Genomic DNA, 18769 nt, shown 5'->3' with positions numbered 1-18769 from the left:
TACCAGCAGAAAATGTCTTTCCCTCATCTTGTCCAACTCGATCTGAGCCAGTCCTGCAAGATCCGAACAGATTCCAGAGCGCCACTCACTTGCATAACCCAAGCCATAATCGAGATTGAAAATCCATCAAAATTCGCAGTCAACGAAATTTCAGTCATACATCACAACCCTGTACCTCTGCGCATCAAGCATCCCTCCACATTCGACAGCTCAACATTCAAGCGGATCACCTAGGCGATCCGCTTGATGAGCTCTATGCCCGTGTAATGACTTCATTGCGACTCTCTACAGGAACCCTGCACATGACCACTCAATGCCCACGCTGTCACTCCAGCGCTGTCATCACCAAGGATTTCGCCAGGAAAGTCGGCGCCCTTATCGGCACCGTCGGTGGCACCGCCCAAGGTGTCACCGCCGCTATGGGCGGCGCCGAAGTAGGCGCTGTCGTCGGCGTCGTAGCCGGTCCCGCTGGTGTCGTTGCTGCCAGTATGGTCGGGGCCATTCTCGGCGGATTAGCCGGAGCGGCGACCGGCTGCATCGCGGGCGCCAAACTCGGCGAAGTCATCGATGAGCGGGTTTTGGACAATTACGGTTGTCTCAACTGCGGACTGTCATTTAGCAGCCGTCATTCCGCTTGAACTGTTCATCTCCCGCTTGACGCAACTGCTGGTCCCCATCTGATCCATCACTACCCCTCTCCAATATCCTCCCGCACGCCGACTGATCCCTGCTGAACACTCAGCGGCCTCGTCGTGCGCCTATGAAAAGGAATCATTCCCATGGCTCATCTAGTCGAACAAATGGCTTACGTTGGCGCTACCCCTTGGCATGGCCTCGGCAACCGCCTGACGCAAAAACAACCGCTGGAAGTCTGGCAGCGCGAAGCCGGCATGAACTGGCAAATCCAGGACAGTCCAGTGCATTTCAAATCAGACACTATCGGCACTCTGGGCTCGATCCACTCCTTTCCGGAACAAAATGTGCTGTACCGCTCCGACACCAAAGCGCCGTTATCGGTGGTATCTAATCGCTATCAAGTGGTGCAGCCGCGTGAAGTCCTGGAGTTCTACCGAGACCTCACCGAGGTCTCAGGTTATGAGCTGGAAACCGCCGGAGTGCTTAAAGGTGGGCGCAAGTTCTGGGCGCTCGCCAGGACGGGCCAAGAGACTGCGCTGAAGGGGAATGATCAAGTGAACGGCTATCTGCTGCTGGCCACCTCCTGTGACGGCACACTAGCCACCACTGCGACTCCCACCACTGTTCGCGTGGTCTGCAATAACACGCTGACTATCTCTCTGAACGGAGCCACCCGCGCCATCAAGGTTCCGCACAACACGCGCTTTGATTCGCAGGCAGTAAAAAAACAACTAGGCATCGCCGTCTCGCAATGGGACGAATTCATGTATCGGATGCACGCACTCGCGGAACGTAAGGTTCAGTGGACTGAGGCCATGAGTTTCTTCATGGACGTGCTGTGCGACACCAGCGCGCATGACCCCATTCCCAATGTACTACCCAACAAACGAGCTATGGAGAAGATACAAAGCCTGTACGAAGGTAAAGGCCGAGGATCTGATATGGCGTCCGCTCGCGGAACAGCATGGGGCTTGCTGAACGCTGTGACTGAATACGTGGATCATGAAAGGCGCGCCAGGAGCCCTGAGTATCGAATGGATTCGGCATGGTTTGGGCAGGGCGCAGTAATTAAACAGAAGGCTCTCAATGCGGCCTTACAACTCGTTGCGTGAACCATCGAACCACAGCACTGCCGAGCGCTCTCGCCTAAAAGGGCGTTCGGAATCATTTAATCCCAAAGCCCACCTTCCAGTAACCGCGCCACCCACCCTCCAGTGCTTTCACGCGTTCGTGATAGGAATACCAGCATGAAATATCCCAAGCTCAAAGCCGGTGAAACGCCCGGCACCTATGTCATGGAATCACCGCTCACCGAGGCCGACGTCTTGCAGATGGCTCAACAACTCGCGATGTTTCGTCTGTCTAAAGGACGCGCGCTGACTGAGCGTAAACTCGTCTTCACTCACCTACAAACGCTGCTGCAGTTCCATGAATACGAAATCTTTGCTTTGTTACTGCTAGATATCGAGCACCGGGTTGTTGGTTTCAGAGAGCTATTCAGAGGCCCCCTAGAAGGCGCCTGCTTGCATCCACGGGAAGTGGTGAAGATCGTACTGGAATACAACGCTGCGGCTGTGATCCTGGTCCATAACCATCCCTCCGGGGACCCGGCGCCCAGCCATGCGGATCACGCATTGGCCACAACCCTTAAAAACGCCCTCAATATGGTCGGCACCCGTATTTTGGATCATGTAGTGGTGAGCTATGAGGGCTGCGTATCGCTGGCACATTGAAAAAGGCTGGAAAGGACATATGCCTTTGGCACGCACAAGGCAAGCCAATCTAGCAAAGTACCGATGGCACCGACAGAAGCCAAAATCACCTTAATCAAAGAAACTCCCTTGGCGCTGATACGCTTTCTGGTGAGAGCTTCAACAGCACTGCTGACTGTAAACCTGATCCTGAGATTTCCGCCGATCTTGACGTTCGTAAGCATCGACCTACTGCTCTTCGAACTGATGTGCAAGCGCCAAATGAAATAATGCCGGCGGAGGCTGAAATGCCTCCTGCCACCTAATTCATTTTTTTGACTTGGACATTACTGTCCTGCACGGCCATCGAGAGCACCGCCCCTATTTATGGACGATGGCACTTAATGGAATTATGCCGAGGGAAGATACCCATCAAATGGCCATTTTGCATTTCAAACGCATCCCGTGCTTCATCGATAAGGACACGGCAAAGCGGTGTTGCAGCGTCAAGGTAAGTAAATTGGCACAAGCAACCAATCTGTAGATTCCAAAAATCGAGTGCAATGGACTGGCCCCTTATGGTCCACTCAGAGTACGCTGCGGCTCTTCATCTGGGATTCCGAATACGACTTCACCAAAGTCGTCAATTTACCTACTTTACTGATGAATCCCCGGAGACCAGGCGCGCCACTCACCTCGGGCTCGATGAAGCCAATAAGGGCCACCCCTTAAACTGACTTTTAGGAGAAAGTGCCAAATGGAGTTTGTTATTCTACCAGTAGGTACTCGCAAGCCTAGTCAAGGCAAAAGCACTGTTTACTTGGAAAAAGACAACTGGAATGATTTTTCGTTTGTCACAATGTTCTACATGAGTCTTTATGATCCAGATGGCAAGCTTTGGGAGATCGGCCGTGTAAAAATTGGCTTTAAAGGGCAAACAACCAGCACCGCCACTTACTCAAAAATATCCGAGAAATTCAAGAGCTTGCCCGAAGATTTCTTCTCACTGGGGCAAGGTGTAGATTTTTATAAAGCGATGCATAACCTTGATAAAAATTTACGCAAGGAAATTTTATACGCTTTGAGAGATATCGTTTCACGCCCTGAGCTTATTGATGACATAAGCAACGAAGAGGTATTAGGCACATCACTTTTGCGAGAATACAGTTTATCTGTGGTAAAGGGACAGTTTGCACGCGTACTCGACGGCAAGGCAGAATTAACCGGATTTAGTTTCCGTTACATTACGCCAGAGACGGATGATTTCGGCAGTATCGACATGAATTTCAATGTCGCAATCGACGCCAAACCAAACACTAATATTCATGCCGTAATCGGTCGGAACGGCGTTGGCAAAACCACATTATTGAACGGAATGATCGGCGCAATAACACGCGAGACGAATGAGGTAAATGTCGGTGTTTTTTACGGAAAATGGGGACAAAAAATCGAATCCGACTACTTCAGTAGTCTCGTATCAGTTTCTTTTAGTGCATTCGACCCATTTACACCACCCAAGGAACAGTCCGATCCTGCGAAAGGAACATGCTACTTCTATATCGGCCTTAAGAGCAGAGGCGAAGAAGAACGACTCAGAACAATCCCCGAGTTAAGAAGCGACTGCATAAAAGCTCTTAGCTGGTGCTTTAACAATAAAGCTAAAACCCAGCGATGGTTAAGCGCTATCGAAAAACTAGGATCTGATGAAAACTTTTCGTTAATGCGACTTGAGCAATTAGAGTCGGTTTATAGAGGCGTTCGAGCCAGCCTAGCACTCACAGAGCAATCAGATTCAGATATATTTAAGGAGACTTATCTCTCTAAAGCTTCCCCATATCTTTCAAAAATGAGTTCAGGCCATGCAATAGTCCTGCTAACTATTACTCGCCTCGTTGCAACAGTAGAAGAAAAAACCCTGGTTCTTTTAGATGAACCGGAAAGTCATTTACACCCCCCGCTATTATCAGCATTTATACGCGCTTTAGCTGATTTACTTCACGATCAAAATGGAGTCGCGATCATTGCGACACATTCTCCAGTTGTACTACAGGAAATCCCTAAATCCTGCGCGTGGATAATCCATAGAGTTGGCAAGAATATCCTCACTGACCGCCCTAAGGTTGAAACCTTCGCAGAAAACGTTGGGGTATTGACTACAGAGGTTTTCAACCTAGAGGTAGAGCGCTCAGGATTTCATGATTTATTAGCAATATCGGTTAGATCTGGAAAAACTTATGACGAGATAATCCAAGAATATAATGGCCAACTCGGCTTCGAGGGGAAGGCTATTCTAAGAGCGCTTGTCTCTAGCCGAGATAAAGGACGTGCATCATGATGCGCCTAACAGAGCCACTTTCATTTGAACGGGCTATTGAAATCTGCATCACCGGAATCACAGGCAATGCTAATTTTAAACGTAAAGTTGAAGGTGTGAAAATAAATTTGCTCGCGGAGGGTGAGCGTTATCTGGAAGGCTCTCGCAATGGGGCGCTTTATTTGCTAGCACCCGTGGATCTTAGCCATAACCCGAACCCTATTGTACTAAACGACCTGACTAAATCTGACTTCGTGAAGCTATACGAGACATATTTTGTCCCGGAAGAAAAACCCACGAGAGAGATATATGAAAAATTACTAAACTCGGCCAAAGAAAGCTGCCCGTTTTGCGGTGGAATCGGAACTCCTAGAAACCTAGATCACTTCCTGCCTAAGTCACATTTTCCACAGTTTTCGATTCTGCCGAGCAACCTAGTTCCATCCTGTAGAGATTGCAACATGGATGGTAAAGCGGCCGTATTTGCGACACAAGCAGATCACCAAGTTATACAGCCATACCTGGATCAAGAAAGATTCTTTCTTGATCAATGGATTTTTGCGCAATACAAAGATGGAGAAATGGGTGAGCCTGGAGAGTTCGAATATTTTGTAAGTGCTCCTGCCGACTGGCCTGAAACAGATAAGCGCAGGGCCAAAAAGCACTTTGATGATTTCAACTTAGCGCGACGGTACGCAGTTAAAGCAGCACAAAACTTAGGGACGATTATGTCGCAAGTTAAATCACTTAAGCTACACGGACTTACCGACCAAGTTATTTGCGATACGATCTTGGTTTCTGGGGTATCTGAGGCGCAGTTTCCAAATCACTGGCAGCGCGGTCTCTATCAGGCATTGATATTGCATTTTTCAGAATGAAGCTGTGGGCTTACCAAATGGGGGGAGTAAGAGGTTCGTTGGCGTATGGTGATTGGTCGCGGGGGGCAAGAGTGGTGTCCACTTAAGCAGGTGGAGACGCTGACGCCGAATTGACCCACGTGCCGAAGCAAGACTGCCCTACCCCAAGTTTGAGCAAATCCAGCGCAGGCAATGGTTCGCGAAAAATCAAACTGGGTCAGTGCCGCCTCGACAACTGGCTCACTTCTGCGTCGGCGGCAACAGACGGCATCAGGCGCTGAAGTTGTCCCCCATCTGTCTATCAAATGATTGGCGTATCAGACCGATGACGTAGGGCAGCTCGTCCTTGCTAGCGAGGCCAATCTCAACGTCTCCATTTCCCCAGCGCCCAAGGTTAGTCACATCTAGGCACAAGCCTTTGGGATCATCGATCTCTTGGAAGGGCATGTTGAGCGACAGGCGCAGACGTTTGGCCTGCGGCACCACATCGACAAAGTTGGTTTCCGCTTTGAAGGCAATATAGAGCTTGAGTACTTCTTCGTTGACGCAAGGATCAAGCTCCAGAACGGCGGTACGCAAGCATTCAAAGAGTTCGCGCATAGGGCCAGGACCCAGGAAGGGATGTTCATCAATGCTGTACTGCTGGCCAGACTGAATCGTTGTCGGGCGGTAGGCGTCGAGAATATCAGCGCCTACAAACGGCGCGCTCCAGACCTTTGTCGCCTCAATTGCTAAGCGATCAGCGCGAGACTTGATCGCCTCTTCGTTCCATATCTGGACCTGTCCCAAGCCTTTGTTAAGCTTTAACGGACTCTGCGCAAAGCCGACAGGGTTGCCATCTTTGTCAGTCACTTGGTCACGTTTGTAGTTAAACGTATGATCTCGATACTCGCTGTTATAGCCTGTGAGCGTGAGGTTACCCAAGGTATGCAGCCACGTCTGCTGAACCGTCTGCCAGTCTGGCCCCAACTCCTCTTGCCACTGCGTGGACAGTTCAGGATTCTGCGGCAAGATGTGCTCGATGGTGTAATCCTCCACCATCACGCGCTCCTTGCGGCCGTGGTTCTCCAGACGTCGTAACCAGTAGCTACGGCTACGGAAGTTATAGAGATCACGCTGTTTGAGTTCTCGCTGAAGTTCTTCATCGGCCGGAAAGCGCCGATAAGACGGCAGAAGCAAGAAAGCGGCTTGAACGCTCTCCAAATACCGATCCTTCTTCAGCGTGCGCGATAGTCCAGCGAAAGTCTTGTTTAACGAATTGGTTGGGATGGAGCACACCGCACGACGGAAAACGTAGCTCTCGACCAACCGAACCACCTGATGTAGCTCTTCGACACTGAGCCGCCCCTGCTTGTAGTCATGATAGACATCGAGCAGGAAAGGATATGCCACGTCGACCTTGAGCTCCCGTAGGTCATGGAAGACCTGCTTCAGCAGAGGTTGCGACTCTGCGCCAAGCGCAATGCCACAATAGTAGGTCGCATAGCCATGGATATCGGCAACCAAGTCGGAAATGTTACCGGCGAGGGTACCCGCATAGAGTTTAAAAGCGACATACACCTCTCGGACATTAGGGATTTCCCCAGTTTTTGCTGTCAGATAGTGACGCATGAACGCATCAAAATGCACCGTATAAGCTGCCTGCCCAAAGCCCTTCTCCATCGGACGCCAGTAGCTCTTGTAGAGCTCTGTCTGAAGGTTGGGCTCCAACCCCATGAGTATGTAGTTACGGATCAAATCAGCCTGACTGAGTTCCAGTCCGGTGGAATTCATGCTCTCGAAGATTAGCTGGGGATTATCCTGGGCGCGATCCAACGAGACATCGACAATCACAAGTTTTGCCAAACCCTCACACACTGCATCTAGCTCGTGGTGATGTTGCGTCAAGAGCTCCCGGAAAAGCTGGTAATTCTCATAGACACGCGTACTGCTTTCGGCAGGCATGGGGGTGTCTTTAAGGATTGCGCGGAGCGTTTCGTTGTCGGTTTCAGAAAGGATCAGCTTGAAGTGGCGCTCACCATCCTCATCAGGATTGAGTAGGTAGTAGTTGCGCAGCTTCCGGGGAGAAAAGGCCTCCAATAAATCCTCGAACGGATCTAATTTTTCAGGGGCGAGAACTTCAAGATAGCTGGCAAGAGCGGCAACCAGCAGCGTACTCGTGGTCAATCGCTGCTGCCCATCGATCACTAACAGGGCTTCCTGACTGGTGACTGAAGACAATGCACGCTCAATGTAGACAATGGAGCCGATGAAGTGCGCGTTAACCTTTTCATTACGTCCGGCCCGCAGTAGATCCGCCCATAGCTGACGGCACTGCGCTTCAGTCCAAGAGTAATTACGCTGGTAAATCGGAATAACAAACTGCGGCGACTTACGCAGAAACTTGAGTAAGTTGGCTTCGGTAGCTTTCATTATTTCACCAACTCCATCAACTTCCCAAACCCATCCACCACGTCGTACCTCACCTGCGCTGAGGTAATCTTGGCGAAGAACTTGCGGGCGCAGGCGATTTTGGAGGCTTCGATGGCACGCAGATCCATGCTGGACATTGAACCCTTGGTTTCGGCGACGAAGTAAACGTGCTTCACCTTGCCCTCTTGGAAGGCGATAGCCCAGTCAGGATTGTAGTTTCCAACCGGTGTGGGAATGAAGAAACTCTTCGGCAGCTTTGCGTACACCACCACTTCGGTGCTGGCATCCAGCTCTTCGACGAATTTACGCTCGACGCTGGAGTCGGTGAACACGTAGTCGTAGACGTGGTGTTTAGCTTCGAAGGCCTTGCTGAAATCGTCCTTGGGTTTCTCTGCAGTGAAGATGTCAGAACTATGGGTTTCGTCCACAGGATCGTAAGCGATGTGCTCGACAATGGCTGTGGCCTTTTGCTCGTTGATCAGTGTAGCGGCCTTGCTGATGAAGTCTTCCGGGTTGGTTTTGTACTGACTGAACACCGCGACATTGATACCTTTGAGGATACTGGCAATGGTACTGCGTGTTAGCTGGGTGTCCTCGGCCAGATTGCCGATCAGATCGTACTTCACCGCAGAATGAACGGAGTGGTTGTATTTTTCGGTTGTGCTCTCACCGCGTGCAAACGCTTCACCCGCTTTCATATCGTCGAAGCTAGCACTATCCCGCTGGGTGCCTTGCTCGATGATGTAGAGCATCGGTTTAACTTTCAGCTCAGTATCCAGAGCCGCCACGCACTTGCCCACCAGCTCATCGGTTTCAAAATGAACAGTGTAAGCGGCCTTGCGGTTGATCTTGCTCCACAGCGCCTGAAACTCTTTCTTCTCGAAGTTCGAGTTGAGGGGATTGATCTTGGCCTTGCGGTCATCGCCAATCTCCGGCATTTGCGCCGCACTGAAGACGCTATCGATCAACTGAAACACCTGGTTTGCATAGGGCTGCAGTTCGACGGGCAGCTCTGCCAGCTGTTCTTGTTTTTTGGCCTCATGGTAGGTCAAGGTAATCTGATCGTTGTCGTCGGTGTAGTCGTTTTTCAGCAGGTATTTGTAAATCTGCTTGGCCAGTTGTGCAGAGACCTCAACGTCGCCAGTCGGGGTTTGTAAAATCTTACCTTTGAAGTAACTCTCGTTGGCCTCACGCGGCCTGGCCGACAACGAGTCGCTGATGTCCCTCTGCAGTGCGCCGACGAAGTCCTTGTAGCTTTCGCTGGCTACCACCGTCAATTCGTTTATTTGGTGCACAGTGGCCGGGTCATCCATACGGTCACCCAATTGATTGACCGCCAGGCGCATGCCACGACCAACCTCTTGGCGCTTGGAGATACTGTTATCACTGTGTTTTAAGGTGCAAATAACGAAGACGTTGGGGTTATCCCAGCCTTCACGCAAAGCCGAGTGGGAGAAGATAAAGCGCACCGGCTCATCGAACGACAGCAAACGTTCTTTATCCTTGAGGATCAGGTCGTAGGCATCTACGTCGTCGGTCTCAGTGGCTTTTTTGCCCACGGTGGGATCAACTAGGCGCTTGCTCTTCTTGTCGATAGAGAAGTAGCCATTATGGGTCTGGCGAGCCTGAATACCCTTGAGATAGTGGTTGTAGGGCGTGTCTTCCAGCGTCATCACATCGGTAAGGTAGGTGTTGTACTCCTCCTCGAAGATCTGCGCGTACTCGCCGGGCAATTCGCCGGTTGCGTCGTACTGGCGGTATTTAGCCACCTCATCTACGAAGAACAGCGACAGCACCTTGATCCCCTTGCTGAACAGCATCATCTCTTTCTGAAAGTGTGCCTTTACCGCCTCGCGGATTTGGATGCGGCGCATGGCAGCCTCATCCAAGTTGCCCACGGCCTCCCCGGCAACTAGCTCCACACCATTGGTAAAGCTCAGGCTATCGATACGAGCGTCGATATCGGCAACCACGTAGTCTTTGTACTGATCCAGCCCACCAGAGAGGTCGTACAGATTGTCGTTGCGGCCGAGTTTGCGCATTACTCGCTTGATACCAGTGCTCTGTTTGATCTCCATCTCGACCCGCGCCACAGGTGATTTGGTCGAGACTTCAATGTCCTGTAAAAACAGATAAGCATTGGTGCCGGTCAGGCCTTTGACAGTGATGCCGCGTACGCTGATCTTCTTCACCAGCTTTTGGTTGTAGGCATCCAGCGCATCAAGGCGGTGGACTTTGTTGTACTCCGTTTTGTGGGTGGCCGAGTAGCGCACGATCATCAACGGATTGAACTCACTGAAGGAAGCCAGCGTCTTGGTTCCCTCCATCTTCTGCGGCTCATCGAGAAACAGGATGGGCCGGTTGGCTTTGATCACGTCGATCGGGCGGCGCGATTGAAAGTCATCCAGTTCTTCATAGATCCGCCGCTGGTCTGCACCACGGGCTGCGAACGCCTGGACGTTGATAACCATGACGTTGATGCCGGCATCCGAGGAAAAGCTTTCCAAGTTGTGTAGCTGCTTGGAGTTGTAAATGAAGAAGCGCGCCTTCTTGCCGTAGCTCTCCAAGAAGTGCGCAGCCGTGATCTGCAGCGACTTATAGACACCTTCACGAATGGCAATACTCGGCACCACGACGATGAACTTGCTCCAACCATAGCGTTTGTTCAGCTCGAACATGCTCTTGATGTAGCAGTAGGTCTTACCAGTGCCCGTCTCCATCTCAACATCGAGGTTGATGGTGCAACCCGTATGCTTGTCGCTAGCCAGCGCCGCCGATAACGGCAGGTTCTGCCGGCGCTGTACGCCTTGAATGTTTCCCAGCAACTGCGCCGCGTTCAACGCTAGCTCCGCATTCTTGAAGCCCGCCTCCGTAGGCTCAATCGTCTTCGCACCGAGCAGGTCGATCTGTTGCGGTGCCACCGGTGCGAATGGCTTAGCTCCAGGGTCAACGCGATAACTCACGCCCGAGGATTTTGGCTGACCAGCAAAGCAGTCGGCAAAGGCGTCTACCGCATGAGTCTGGTAGGGCTGGACTTTAAACTTCAGTTTCATGCGTAATTCCTGGCTGACCCAAGGGGATTGCAGGCGTCGGTCGAATAATCGTTCCCGGCGCGCTTGAACTCCACTACCTCGTTTTCCCAACACTCAATCAGAGAGTCCAGTAGTGTCTGCATGGCTTGAGCATCCATATCAGCCCCTTAAAGCGTCTTAATTTCGGTAGCTGGCGAAAGCAGCTTGAATACCTGCTCGACGTTGATTTTCACGCTATCACTGGCGAAGCCGGCGTCGCGGAACACCACACGTAGCGGCTTATGTCCGGCGAGCTGTTTGACAAAGTCTTCGTCGATACCGATATCGAAGCAGGCGACCAGTGCATTGCCGTCAACGAAAAACACGGTCTTGCCGTCGATAACTCGCTGGCTGATAGGAAGGGCCAGATCCACCCCCCAGTCCAGAAGCACCTGAAACAGCAGATCTTCGGGAGTGCGGTCTTCACGGATATTGTCGACTTGATCGAAAAGAAGATCCTGGCTCACTGCGTCCGGGGTGTAATACACCTCTTTCATGTTGGACGTATCTGTTTTCAGAACTCGAAAGCCCAAATCGCACTTCACCGCCCCGTCCAGCATTCGGACTTCAGTACTGAAGTTCCGAACACGATTGAGCCCCATCTCAAAGATTGAAGAGAGCCCCGGTTCCGGCTTTGGCAATGGTTCTGGAATCTGAACGCCGATAAAACGCCGATTCCCACCATCTTCAACGTTCTGTTTCAGCACAGCGTGTGCTGTTGTTCCACTGCCGCTAAAAAAATCGAGAATGATGCTGCTATCGTCAGGCTTGCTTGCCAGTTGGAGAATGCGTTGCAGCAGCTCCACCGGTTTCACCGAATTAAGGACGTTCTCTGTATGCTCAAACTGCACATACTTCAGAAGCGCTTTCTTTGCGTCCTGCGTATGACCGACCTCTTTATAAGTCCATAAGGTTTGAGGCGTGCGACCTTGCTGAACCTCAGACAGGAACCTCTTCAAGCGCGGCATATTGCTGCCGTCCTCCCCCCACCAAATTCGATTATCCTGATCTAGCTTTTTAAAGTTGGCTTCACTTATCCCCCAGTATCGGCCTTTGGGGGGACCATCAATTATCCGACCAGAAGGGCACTCCACTTGGTAAAGCCCAGCATCGTAGCGATTTCTGGCGGCGAGATCACTTGACGTCCATGGGCCACGGGAATCGCCATCAGGATTCTTGTATCGCGCTATCATTTCTTCCGTTTGAGGGAGAAGGTTTGGGGTCCACTGGTCTTTCGATTTGGCGTACACCAGCACGTAGTCGTGGTCTTCAGAAAACCATCTCGCAGAATTCTTCGGCGAAAAGACTTTCTGCCAGATAACCTGCGCCACGAAATTTTCCTCTCCGAAAACCTCACTGCAAACCTTACGCAAGTTGTCGACTTCGTTGTCATCAATAGAAATAAACACTACACCATCGTCCCGCAGGAGATTGCGAGCAAGCCGAAGACGTGAATAAATCATCGTCAACCAGTCGGAATGGAAGCGACCATTGGCCTCTGTATTCGCCACAATACGCAAGCCTGAGTCGTCAGCCTGATTTGAGCGCAGGAGGTAGCTCTCGGTGTCATCCTTGAAGTCATCGTCATAAATGAAGTCCCTACCAGTGTTGTAGGGAGGGTCGATGTAAATTACTTTCACTTTGCCGAGATAGCTCTCTTGCAACAGCTTGATCACGTCCAGGTTGTCGCCTTCGATGAACAGATTCTGAGTGCTGTCGAAATCGACGCTCTCGTCTCTGAAAGGACGTAGCGTCTTGGCTATCGGCGCATTAGCCGCGAGCAACGCCTCACGCTTCCCCGGCCAATTCAGCTGATAGCGCTCTTGTGCCCCCTCTACGATGGACGAAGACAGCTCCTGACGAAGCAGATCGAAGTCGATGGCCTTCTTCAGCTCGCCCGCTGCATCCCGAGCTTCGGTGATGCAGTTCGGGAATAACTCTGCCAGCTTGTTTATATTGGCTTCGGCCATGTTTGGAGAGTGCATCTTCAGCTTGTCCATGGGACGTCCTGTAATTCTTGAATTCTTGGGTACGAACTGGCGCTCACGTGCTCAGCTGATCAATTTGGGTCTGCAGTTCCCGCAATTGAGCGTTGAGCTCTACTTTGCGATTGAACTGTATTTCTTTGTGCAAACGCGCCTCCAGCTTGCGCTGCTCGCCTTGCAGGCTGCGCAGCTGAGCCAGTCGCAGCAGTTGCTCGGGCAGGCTTTCTCCGGGCCACGCCCGCTGCGGTAGCAAGCTGCGCAGCAGTTGTTCGTAGAGACCATACAGATCCAGCGCCACCGGCAAGGGCTGACGTTCGTCATCAGCAGCCAGCCAAGCTCCGGCGAAGTAACCATCGATTACCCACTTGCTAGCATCGGCTTCGCTGGGGCGCTTAAAGGTCGCAACCATGCGGGTGCGCTGCTCATGGTGCAACTGAAAGATGATCGGCAGTGGAATAGCGCGATCGATGGCGCGCATTACATCTTCATCGAGTTCGGCGGTTTTTAGTGCAATGTCGAAAATCTGAATTTCTACGACACCGCCCCGCGCCGGCAGATTAATGGTTTCCGGGGCCAGTTTGTACTGCCAGGTGATTTGCTCGACCTGGGCAATAAATTTATCGCGCAGTATCGAGCCAACAGAACCGCGCTCATAGATTTTGTTCTTCGCCACCACACGACCAACCTTGGCCTGCGGCGGAAAACTAAATAGCGCTGACGTAACTGCCGGAGTGACTGCGGCCTGGCTCATGCCACGGCCTGAATGACAATGAAAGTAATCAACTCGAAATCATCCAGCCCAGAGATGGTGTCGACCAGCGCGGTGGTCTTACCGCCGCTGAACAGACTGTCGATGTCTTTCTCTTCCTTCACATCGATCATCGAGCGAATCGCTTGGTCGAGTAGGTTGGAGTAGGCACGCATGTTACGCCCGTCCTGGGTGGACTGATTGAACCGCTGGTAGGCATCACTGATCGGCTGTCTGTGGCCCTTACAGGCGCTGCGAGCCAGGTCCAACAAACGCTTGGCTTCTGTCTGATCACTGATGATCTGCCCTTCCAGACTGATATAGATCAGGTAGAAGGGATGCAGGCGGTTCTGTTGATTGAGGCTGGCGCCGTGCTTGCGATTGCGTAAGGTGAAGATCACGCCGGGCACCAAGCCAAGTTCCTGCCGTGCCGGCACAACGGCGTGTAAGCCATTGGGGATGCTGCCGAGGTCACCATTGGCCTTGATGTAGCTGAGCAAATCCATGCGGAAATCATTAAGGCCGAGGTCGGTGATGGAGACGCCGGTCTTGATGTCTTCCATCTCGATAACTTCATCCTGCAAACGTCGCAGTTGCTCTTTGCGGTATGCCACGTCGTTGGCCTGGGCGCTGAGCACGTTGTCGTCGCCAGTGGCGGTAACGTCAGCGATCATCATGCGGTTTTCAACCCGCTCTTTGAGGTTGATGTACTCGTCGAGGCTAATGTCTGGCCAGTAGTTGACCAACTGGATGCTGGCGTTCTGCGAGCCAATACGATCCACCCGGCCAAAGCGCTGGATGATGCGCACCGGGTTCCAGTGAATGTCGTAGTTGATCAGGTAGTCGCAGTCCTGCAGGTTCTGGCCTTCGGAGATGCAGTCGGTACCGATGAGGATGTCGATTTCACGCGGCTCGTCCGGGTAAATCAGCGCTTTTTCTTTCGAGCGCGGTGAAAACAGCGTCAGTAAACCTTGGAAGTCGTAAGTCTGGCGACTTCCCGGCATAGTGCCGAGGGTGGACTTGGGCGCATCGCTGCCGGTGACCTTGCCGGAATGCACCTTGTGAGCGCTCAGCAGGTACTCAGCAAGGTTGTCATAGAGGTAATTGGCGGTATCGGCGAAGGCGGTAAAAATCAGCACCTTGCGATTGCCAGGATTGATCGGCGATGCCAGCTTGCTGGTGATTTGGGTTTTCAGGTGCTGCAGTTTGGCGTCATCGGCTGGTGTGACCTTGGCCATTTCAGCCAGCAACTCTTCAATGAAGATTAGGTCGCCTTCCAGGTCTTGCTCCCACGACGGCACGTCCATGTCTTCCAAGCTGATCTGAATCTTCTTACCAATCGTAATGTCGCCAGGCAACGGTAAGTTGTCGTCGTCAAAATCGGCATCTTCAAAGGCAGCGGTAACGTCGGCGAAGTCACTGGCAAGGCCGGTTTTCTTGAAAGTGGCGATTTTGTCCAGCGCGTTCCGATGCGTGCTCTGCAGATTTTTCAGGGTCAGGCGGAAAGACTCGACCGAGCTCTCCAGCCGCTTCAACAGGTTGGTGGTCATGAGCGCTTGCAGGCTTCTCTCGCGGTCGACCTGTTTGAGCTTGCCTTTACCTCCTTCCACTTCGGTGTCGTACATTTCTTCGTACTTTTTCAACCGACTCGGCAGGATGTAGCTAACCGGCGCGTACACGGCGAGCTTAAGCAGCGACAGCCGATTGAAGATTTCGTTGAAGCCTATGACGTCACCACGCGGAGTCAACGGGCAATGAAACGACAGTGGCTTGCGGCGTTCAGGGAAGCTGCCGATGTCGGCGGTGTTGTAGAAGGTCTCGATATGCCGTCGCGAACGAGCAATGGTGACGCTGTCGAGCAGCTCGAAGAAATCGAAATCAAGGGTATTGAGAATCGCCGCTGCAGTGCGTTTTTCCGGCGGCAAACCGGTCCAAACGTTGAAGGCTGCCTGGGCGCGACGGAAGATACCGTCGATGTCCTTTTCAGTGCGCAACTTCTTACTGAGGTTGTCGCTGTCGCCCTCGTAGGCCAAGGCCAATTGGTTGCGCAAATCGCTGAAGCGATTGTTGACCGGGGTGGCGGAGAGCATCAGTACCTTGGTCTTCACGCCTTGACGAATGACTTGATTCATCAGCCGCTGGTAACGGGTCTCTTTGTCTTTATAGACGTCGTTGTTACGGAAGTTGTGCGACTCATCGATCACTACTAGGTCGTAGTTACCCCAGTTGACGCGATCCAGCGGAATGCCCAGCGACTCGCCACGGATACGAGTCAGATCGGTGTGACAGAGCACGTCGTAGCTAAAGCGATCCTTGGCAAAGATGTTGGTCTTGAGATTCTGGTTGTAGTTCCGCCAGTTATCGGAGAGCTTCTTCGGGCATAGCACCAAAACGGACTTGTTACGCAGTTCGTAATACTTGATAACCGCCAATGCGGTGAAGGTTTTACCCAGGCCTACGCTGTCAGCCAGGATGCAGCCGCTGTAGGTTTCCAGTTTGTTGATCAATCCGGTGGCCGCGTCCCGCTGGAAGTTGAACAGCTTTTGCCAGATCAGGCTGTCTTGATATCCAGTGCGGTCATTGGGTAACACATCCTCATTTATGTCTTCTAGGAACTCGCGAAAGATGTTGTAGAGCATTAGAAAATAGATTCGCTCTGGGGCGTTCTCCTGATAGACCGACGCGATGTGATCGCAGAGCCGAGCAGTCACATCTTCAAGCTTTTCCGGATCGCTCCAAATCTGCTCGAACAAGTTGAGGAACATACCCGTGTGGGCCGGTTCATCGAAACGGGAAACGATGTTCGAGAGCGCGCCACCTTTCTGGTAGCCCAGATCGACAGCTGTAAATCCCTGAACGGGCATAAATACAGCGTCACCTGACTCAGCCTGTGAACCGATAAAGGGCTGCATCGGAGCCTGAGCCCGGTTGGAACGGAAAGTAGCCTTACGGCGTATCCAGTCAGCACACTCCTTGGCGATGGCCTTTTGAGTAAGTTGATTCTTCAACTGGATCTCAAACTCACTACCCGTGAGGCTGCGCTCGCGCTCTGCCTTGGGGATATAGAACTCGCGCTGCTCCTTCTTGATCTTGTCGCTGACCTCATTGGGTACGAAGGTCGGCGAGGTGAAGATGAACTCCAAGGAGTCTATGCTTTCCAGCTCCTTCTTCAGCGCCACATAGGCATAGATCGAAAAGCACGAAGCGGCGATCTTCAGCTTTGAACCCGGCTTGATCGTACCTTTGAGGCTTTCACCAAGCAGGGTATTGATGTTGTCGATCAGTTCCATATGAAGGATTCCCTTTTATGCGAGCTGAGGGGATTATCATGGAGCTTGCGACGAATATCACGGGTTACTAGCCAGCAGATTGCCACGTACGCAAAATTTCAGCCCAATGAACACCATGACGATCCCAACCTTGCGGTTGAATGGGTGAGCGCACGAACGACCGTAGTGGGGGGACAAATGGGGGGATAGAAATATAGAAAGCCATCAAGCCCAGCAAAACAAGACAAAAACTCAAAAATAACGCCGCCCACAAGCCGGCTTTTTAATGCCTGAAATAAACCCGGCCTACCGTCTGAAACATAAATTCGCGCTTGTCGAACAGAAGAGCCTCTTGGTACCGTAACGACAAACGTCATTACAGGTATTTCATCATGGCCTCCATCAACATTCGCATCGACGATGATCTGAAGCAGCGCTCCTTCGCCGAACTGGAAAAGCTGGGAGTAACCCCCTCAGAGCTTTTGCGCCAGACACTCCAATACGTCGCCGAGCGAGGCAAGCTACCCTTCAAAGCAGCATTGCTCAGCGAGGAAGATGAAGTACTCATAGCCGTAGTCACCGAACGCCTCGCGGCACCTCAACGAGTCAAGGTAAGTCTGGATGACCTATAACCTTGAATTTGATCGTCGTGCTTTAAAGGAGTGGAACAAACTCGGCGATACGGTTCGCCACCAGTTCAAGAAGAAACTCACAGAGGTATTGGAGAATCCTCGAATAGAAGCCAATCGACTTCGCGAGCTCCCGGATTGCTACAAAGTGAAGCTGAAAAGCGCTGGCTATCGCCTGATCTATCAGGTCCTTGATCAAGAGATTGTGGTGTTCGTAATCGCAATCGGGAAGCGAGAGAGAGAAGCTGCTTACGAGGTTGCGCAGGACCGTCTTTCGCTCCTGCCCTGAGTCGGTCCAATGTCTGCGACCTGAAATTGGGCAGCAACCCGCAGCCCAATTCCCTCACGGATAACTAAACGCCTTAACCAACGTCAACTCCCCCGCCGTCCGCATCGGGATCAGAAAAGTCTCCATCTTCTCGCTCGGCGTCCCTTCTTCAGTAATCACCGTCACCTGCGCCGTGGTCAGCGCCTGCGCCGCTTCATCGCCGCCCTCATCATCCCCGCGATACCCACCGCCGTAGTAATTCACATACACCAGATACTGGCCCTTGATCGGCGCCGGCATGGCGAAGATTTCCGGGCCGTAGCCGGTGGTAACGTCGACATCGAGCGCGGCGCCGTTAGGTGCGGTGCGGTTGCCGTACCAGATGTGCGCGCCGTCGGGGGTGACGAGGTGCAGGTCGAGGTCGGTGCCATCGCTGTCCCACGCCAGCAGTACGCGCAGTTTTGCCGGGGTGGCGCCGCCGCTGGTGTTGAGGAATTGCGTACGGTGGCGTTGTTGGCCGTCGGGGCTGCGCACTTCGACGCTGTTGCTGCCGTTGGGGAAGGAGAACGGGCGGTCGAAGCGGCCGCTGTCGTCGATTTTCAGCGGCATGCTGACGCCGTTGACGATCAGGCGGCCGGGCTCGTTGTTCTTTGACGTAGCTTTGATCTCGCCGCTGATGCGGGCGGTGTTGGCCTGGCCGACCGGGGTGTTGACCGACGAGGCCGGGTAGTTGACGGTCTGGCGGAAGCTTTCGCCCTCGCCTTCGGGGGCGCCGCTGCGCCAGCCGCCGACCGGGGTGTCGAGTTTGACGCTGTCGGCGGCGATGGCCGGCGCTAACGCGGTCAACGTGCAGAGCAGCAGCAAGACCTGTGGATAACGGAGTGTCATG

Annotated in this window: 13 protein-coding genes; 7 read left to right on the top strand and 6 right to left on the bottom strand. The window is 52.5% G+C overall.

The features are described from left to right. Positions 1-302: 302 nt before the first annotated feature. From GTU76_RS07035 to GTU76_RS07015, 5 genes are all read left to right on the top strand, one after another. Entirely contained in the window at positions 303-638 is a 336-nt protein-coding gene (locus GTU76_RS07035) for a hypothetical protein (RefSeq protein ID WP_180698321.1), read from the top strand. Positions 639-779: 141 nt separating this feature from the next. Further along, a complete protein-coding gene (locus GTU76_RS07030) occupies positions 780-1748 on the top strand; it encodes a DUF932 domain-containing protein (RefSeq protein ID WP_180698320.1) in 969 nt (322 codons plus the stop codon). A gap of 135 nt (positions 1749-1883) precedes the next feature. Next, on the top strand, positions 1884-2369 hold the full coding sequence (locus GTU76_RS07025) for a JAB domain-containing protein (protein WP_180698319.1): 486 nt from the start codon (positions 1884-1886) through the stop codon (positions 2367-2369). Positions 2370-3084: 715 nt separating this feature from the next. Continuing rightward, positions 3085-4662, top strand: a complete 1578-nt coding sequence (locus GTU76_RS07020; protein ID WP_180698318.1) for an AAA family ATPase — start codon at positions 3085-3087, stop codon at positions 4660-4662. After that, positions 4659-5519: an HNH endonuclease signature motif containing protein gene (locus GTU76_RS07015; protein WP_180698317.1), complete on the top strand. Its 861-nt coding sequence runs from the start codon at positions 4659-4661 to the stop codon at positions 5517-5519. Before GTU76_RS07020 ends, GTU76_RS07015 begins: the two co-directional genes overlap by 4 nt. Positions 5520-5768: 249 nt before the next feature. On the opposite strand, the gene GTU76_RS07010 is transcribed toward GTU76_RS07015, so the two are convergent. The 5 genes from GTU76_RS07010 to GTU76_RS06990 form a co-directional block, all read right to left on the bottom strand. Continuing rightward, a complete protein-coding gene (locus GTU76_RS07010; protein ID WP_180698316.1) occupies positions 5769-7910 on the bottom strand; it encodes a GmrSD restriction endonuclease domain-containing protein in 2142 nt (713 codons plus the stop codon). Beyond that, a complete protein-coding gene (locus tag GTU76_RS07005) occupies positions 7910-10963 on the bottom strand; it encodes a type III restriction-modification system endonuclease (RefSeq protein ID WP_180698315.1) in 3054 nt (1017 codons plus the stop codon). The genes GTU76_RS07010 and GTU76_RS07005 overlap by 1 nt, the downstream gene beginning before the upstream one ends. 146 nt (positions 10964-11109) lie before the next feature. Further along, on the bottom strand, positions 11110-12981 hold the full coding sequence (locus tag GTU76_RS07000) for a site-specific DNA-methyltransferase (protein ID WP_180698314.1): 1872 nt from the start codon (positions 12979-12981) through the stop codon (positions 11110-11112). Positions 12982-13024: 43 nt separating this feature from the next. After that, positions 13025-13717, bottom strand: coding sequence for a DUF4391 domain-containing protein (locus GTU76_RS06995; RefSeq protein ID WP_180698313.1), 693 nt, complete (start codon positions 13715-13717; stop codon positions 13025-13027). Further along, positions 13714-17004 (bottom strand): helicase-related protein, encoded by a 3291-nt coding sequence (locus tag GTU76_RS06990; RefSeq protein ID WP_180698312.1) that lies wholly within the window; start codon positions 17002-17004, stop codon positions 13714-13716. Before GTU76_RS06990 ends, GTU76_RS06995 begins: the two co-directional genes overlap by 4 nt. Positions 17005-17375: 371 nt before the next feature. On the opposite strand from GTU76_RS06990, the gene GTU76_RS06985 reads away from it, so the two are divergent. Together GTU76_RS06985 and GTU76_RS06980 are read left to right on the top strand one after the other, a co-directional pair. Then, complete coding sequence (locus GTU76_RS06985) at positions 17376-17615, top strand: type II toxin-antitoxin system RelB/DinJ family antitoxin (protein ID WP_016984130.1); 240 nt, start codon at positions 17376-17378, stop codon at positions 17613-17615. Further along, the gene (locus GTU76_RS06980) at positions 17605-17901 is read left to right on the top strand and encodes a type II toxin-antitoxin system RelE family toxin (protein ID WP_016984129.1); all 297 of its coding nucleotides are present in this window, start codon (positions 17605-17607) and stop codon (positions 17899-17901) included. The genes GTU76_RS06985 and GTU76_RS06980 overlap by 11 nt, the downstream gene beginning before the upstream one ends. A gap of 54 nt (positions 17902-17955) precedes the next feature. Here the strand turns inward: GTU76_RS06980 and GTU76_RS06975 are convergent, their stop codons facing one another. After that, positions 17956-18768, bottom strand: a complete 813-nt coding sequence (locus tag GTU76_RS06975) for a YfaP family protein (protein WP_180698311.1) — start codon at positions 18766-18768, stop codon at positions 17956-17958. Position 18769: the final 1 nt, after the last annotated feature.

The organism is Pseudomonas crudilactis, assembly GCF_013433315.1.
Taxonomy (GTDB): Bacteria; Pseudomonadota; Gammaproteobacteria; order Pseudomonadales; family Pseudomonadaceae; genus Aquipseudomonas; species Aquipseudomonas crudilactis.
This window is presented reverse-complemented; position numbering and strand designations above follow the sequence as displayed.

What these genes read in the sequence shown, in the direction of transcription:
- GTU76_RS07035 (WP_180698321.1), top strand. Translation starts at nt 303, where the DNA reads ATGACCACTCAATGCCCACGCTGTCACTCCAGCGCTGTCATCACCAAG.
- GTU76_RS07030 (WP_180698320.1), top strand. Translation starts at nt 780, where the DNA reads ATGGCTCATCTAGTCGAACAAATGGCTTACGTTGGCGCTACCCCTTGG.
- GTU76_RS07025 (WP_180698319.1), top strand. Translation starts at nt 1,884, where the DNA reads ATGAAATATCCCAAGCTCAAAGCCGGTGAAACGCCCGGCACCTATGTC.
- GTU76_RS07020 (WP_180698318.1), top strand. Translation starts at nt 3,085, where the DNA reads ATGGAGTTTGTTATTCTACCAGTAGGTACTCGCAAGCCTAGTCAAGGC.
- GTU76_RS07015 (WP_180698317.1), top strand. Translation starts at nt 4,659, where the DNA reads ATGATGCGCCTAACAGAGCCACTTTCATTTGAACGGGCTATTGAAATC.
- GTU76_RS07010 (WP_180698316.1), bottom strand. Translation starts at nt 7,910, where the DNA reads ATGAAAGCTACCGAAGCCAACTTACTCAAGTTTCTGCGTAAGTCGCCG.
- GTU76_RS07005 (WP_180698315.1), bottom strand. Translation starts at nt 10,963, where the DNA reads ATGAAACTGAAGTTTAAAGTCCAGCCCTACCAGACTCATGCGGTAGAC.
- GTU76_RS07000 (WP_180698314.1), bottom strand. Translation starts at nt 12,981, where the DNA reads ATGGACAAGCTGAAGATGCACTCTCCAAACATGGCCGAAGCCAATATA.
- GTU76_RS06995 (WP_180698313.1), bottom strand. Translation starts at nt 13,717, where the DNA reads ATGAGCCAGGCCGCAGTCACTCCGGCAGTTACGTCAGCGCTATTTAGT.
- GTU76_RS06990 (WP_180698312.1), bottom strand. Translation starts at nt 17,004, where the DNA reads ATGGAACTGATCGACAACATCAATACCCTGCTTGGTGAAAGCCTCAAA.
- GTU76_RS06985 (WP_016984130.1), top strand. Translation starts at nt 17,376, where the DNA reads ATGGCCTCCATCAACATTCGCATCGACGATGATCTGAAGCAGCGCTCC.
- GTU76_RS06980 (WP_016984129.1), top strand. Translation starts at nt 17,605, where the DNA reads ATGACCTATAACCTTGAATTTGATCGTCGTGCTTTAAAGGAGTGGAAC.
- GTU76_RS06975 (WP_180698311.1), bottom strand. Translation starts at nt 18,768, where the DNA reads ATGACACTCCGTTATCCACAGGTCTTGCTGCTGCTCTGCACGTTGACC.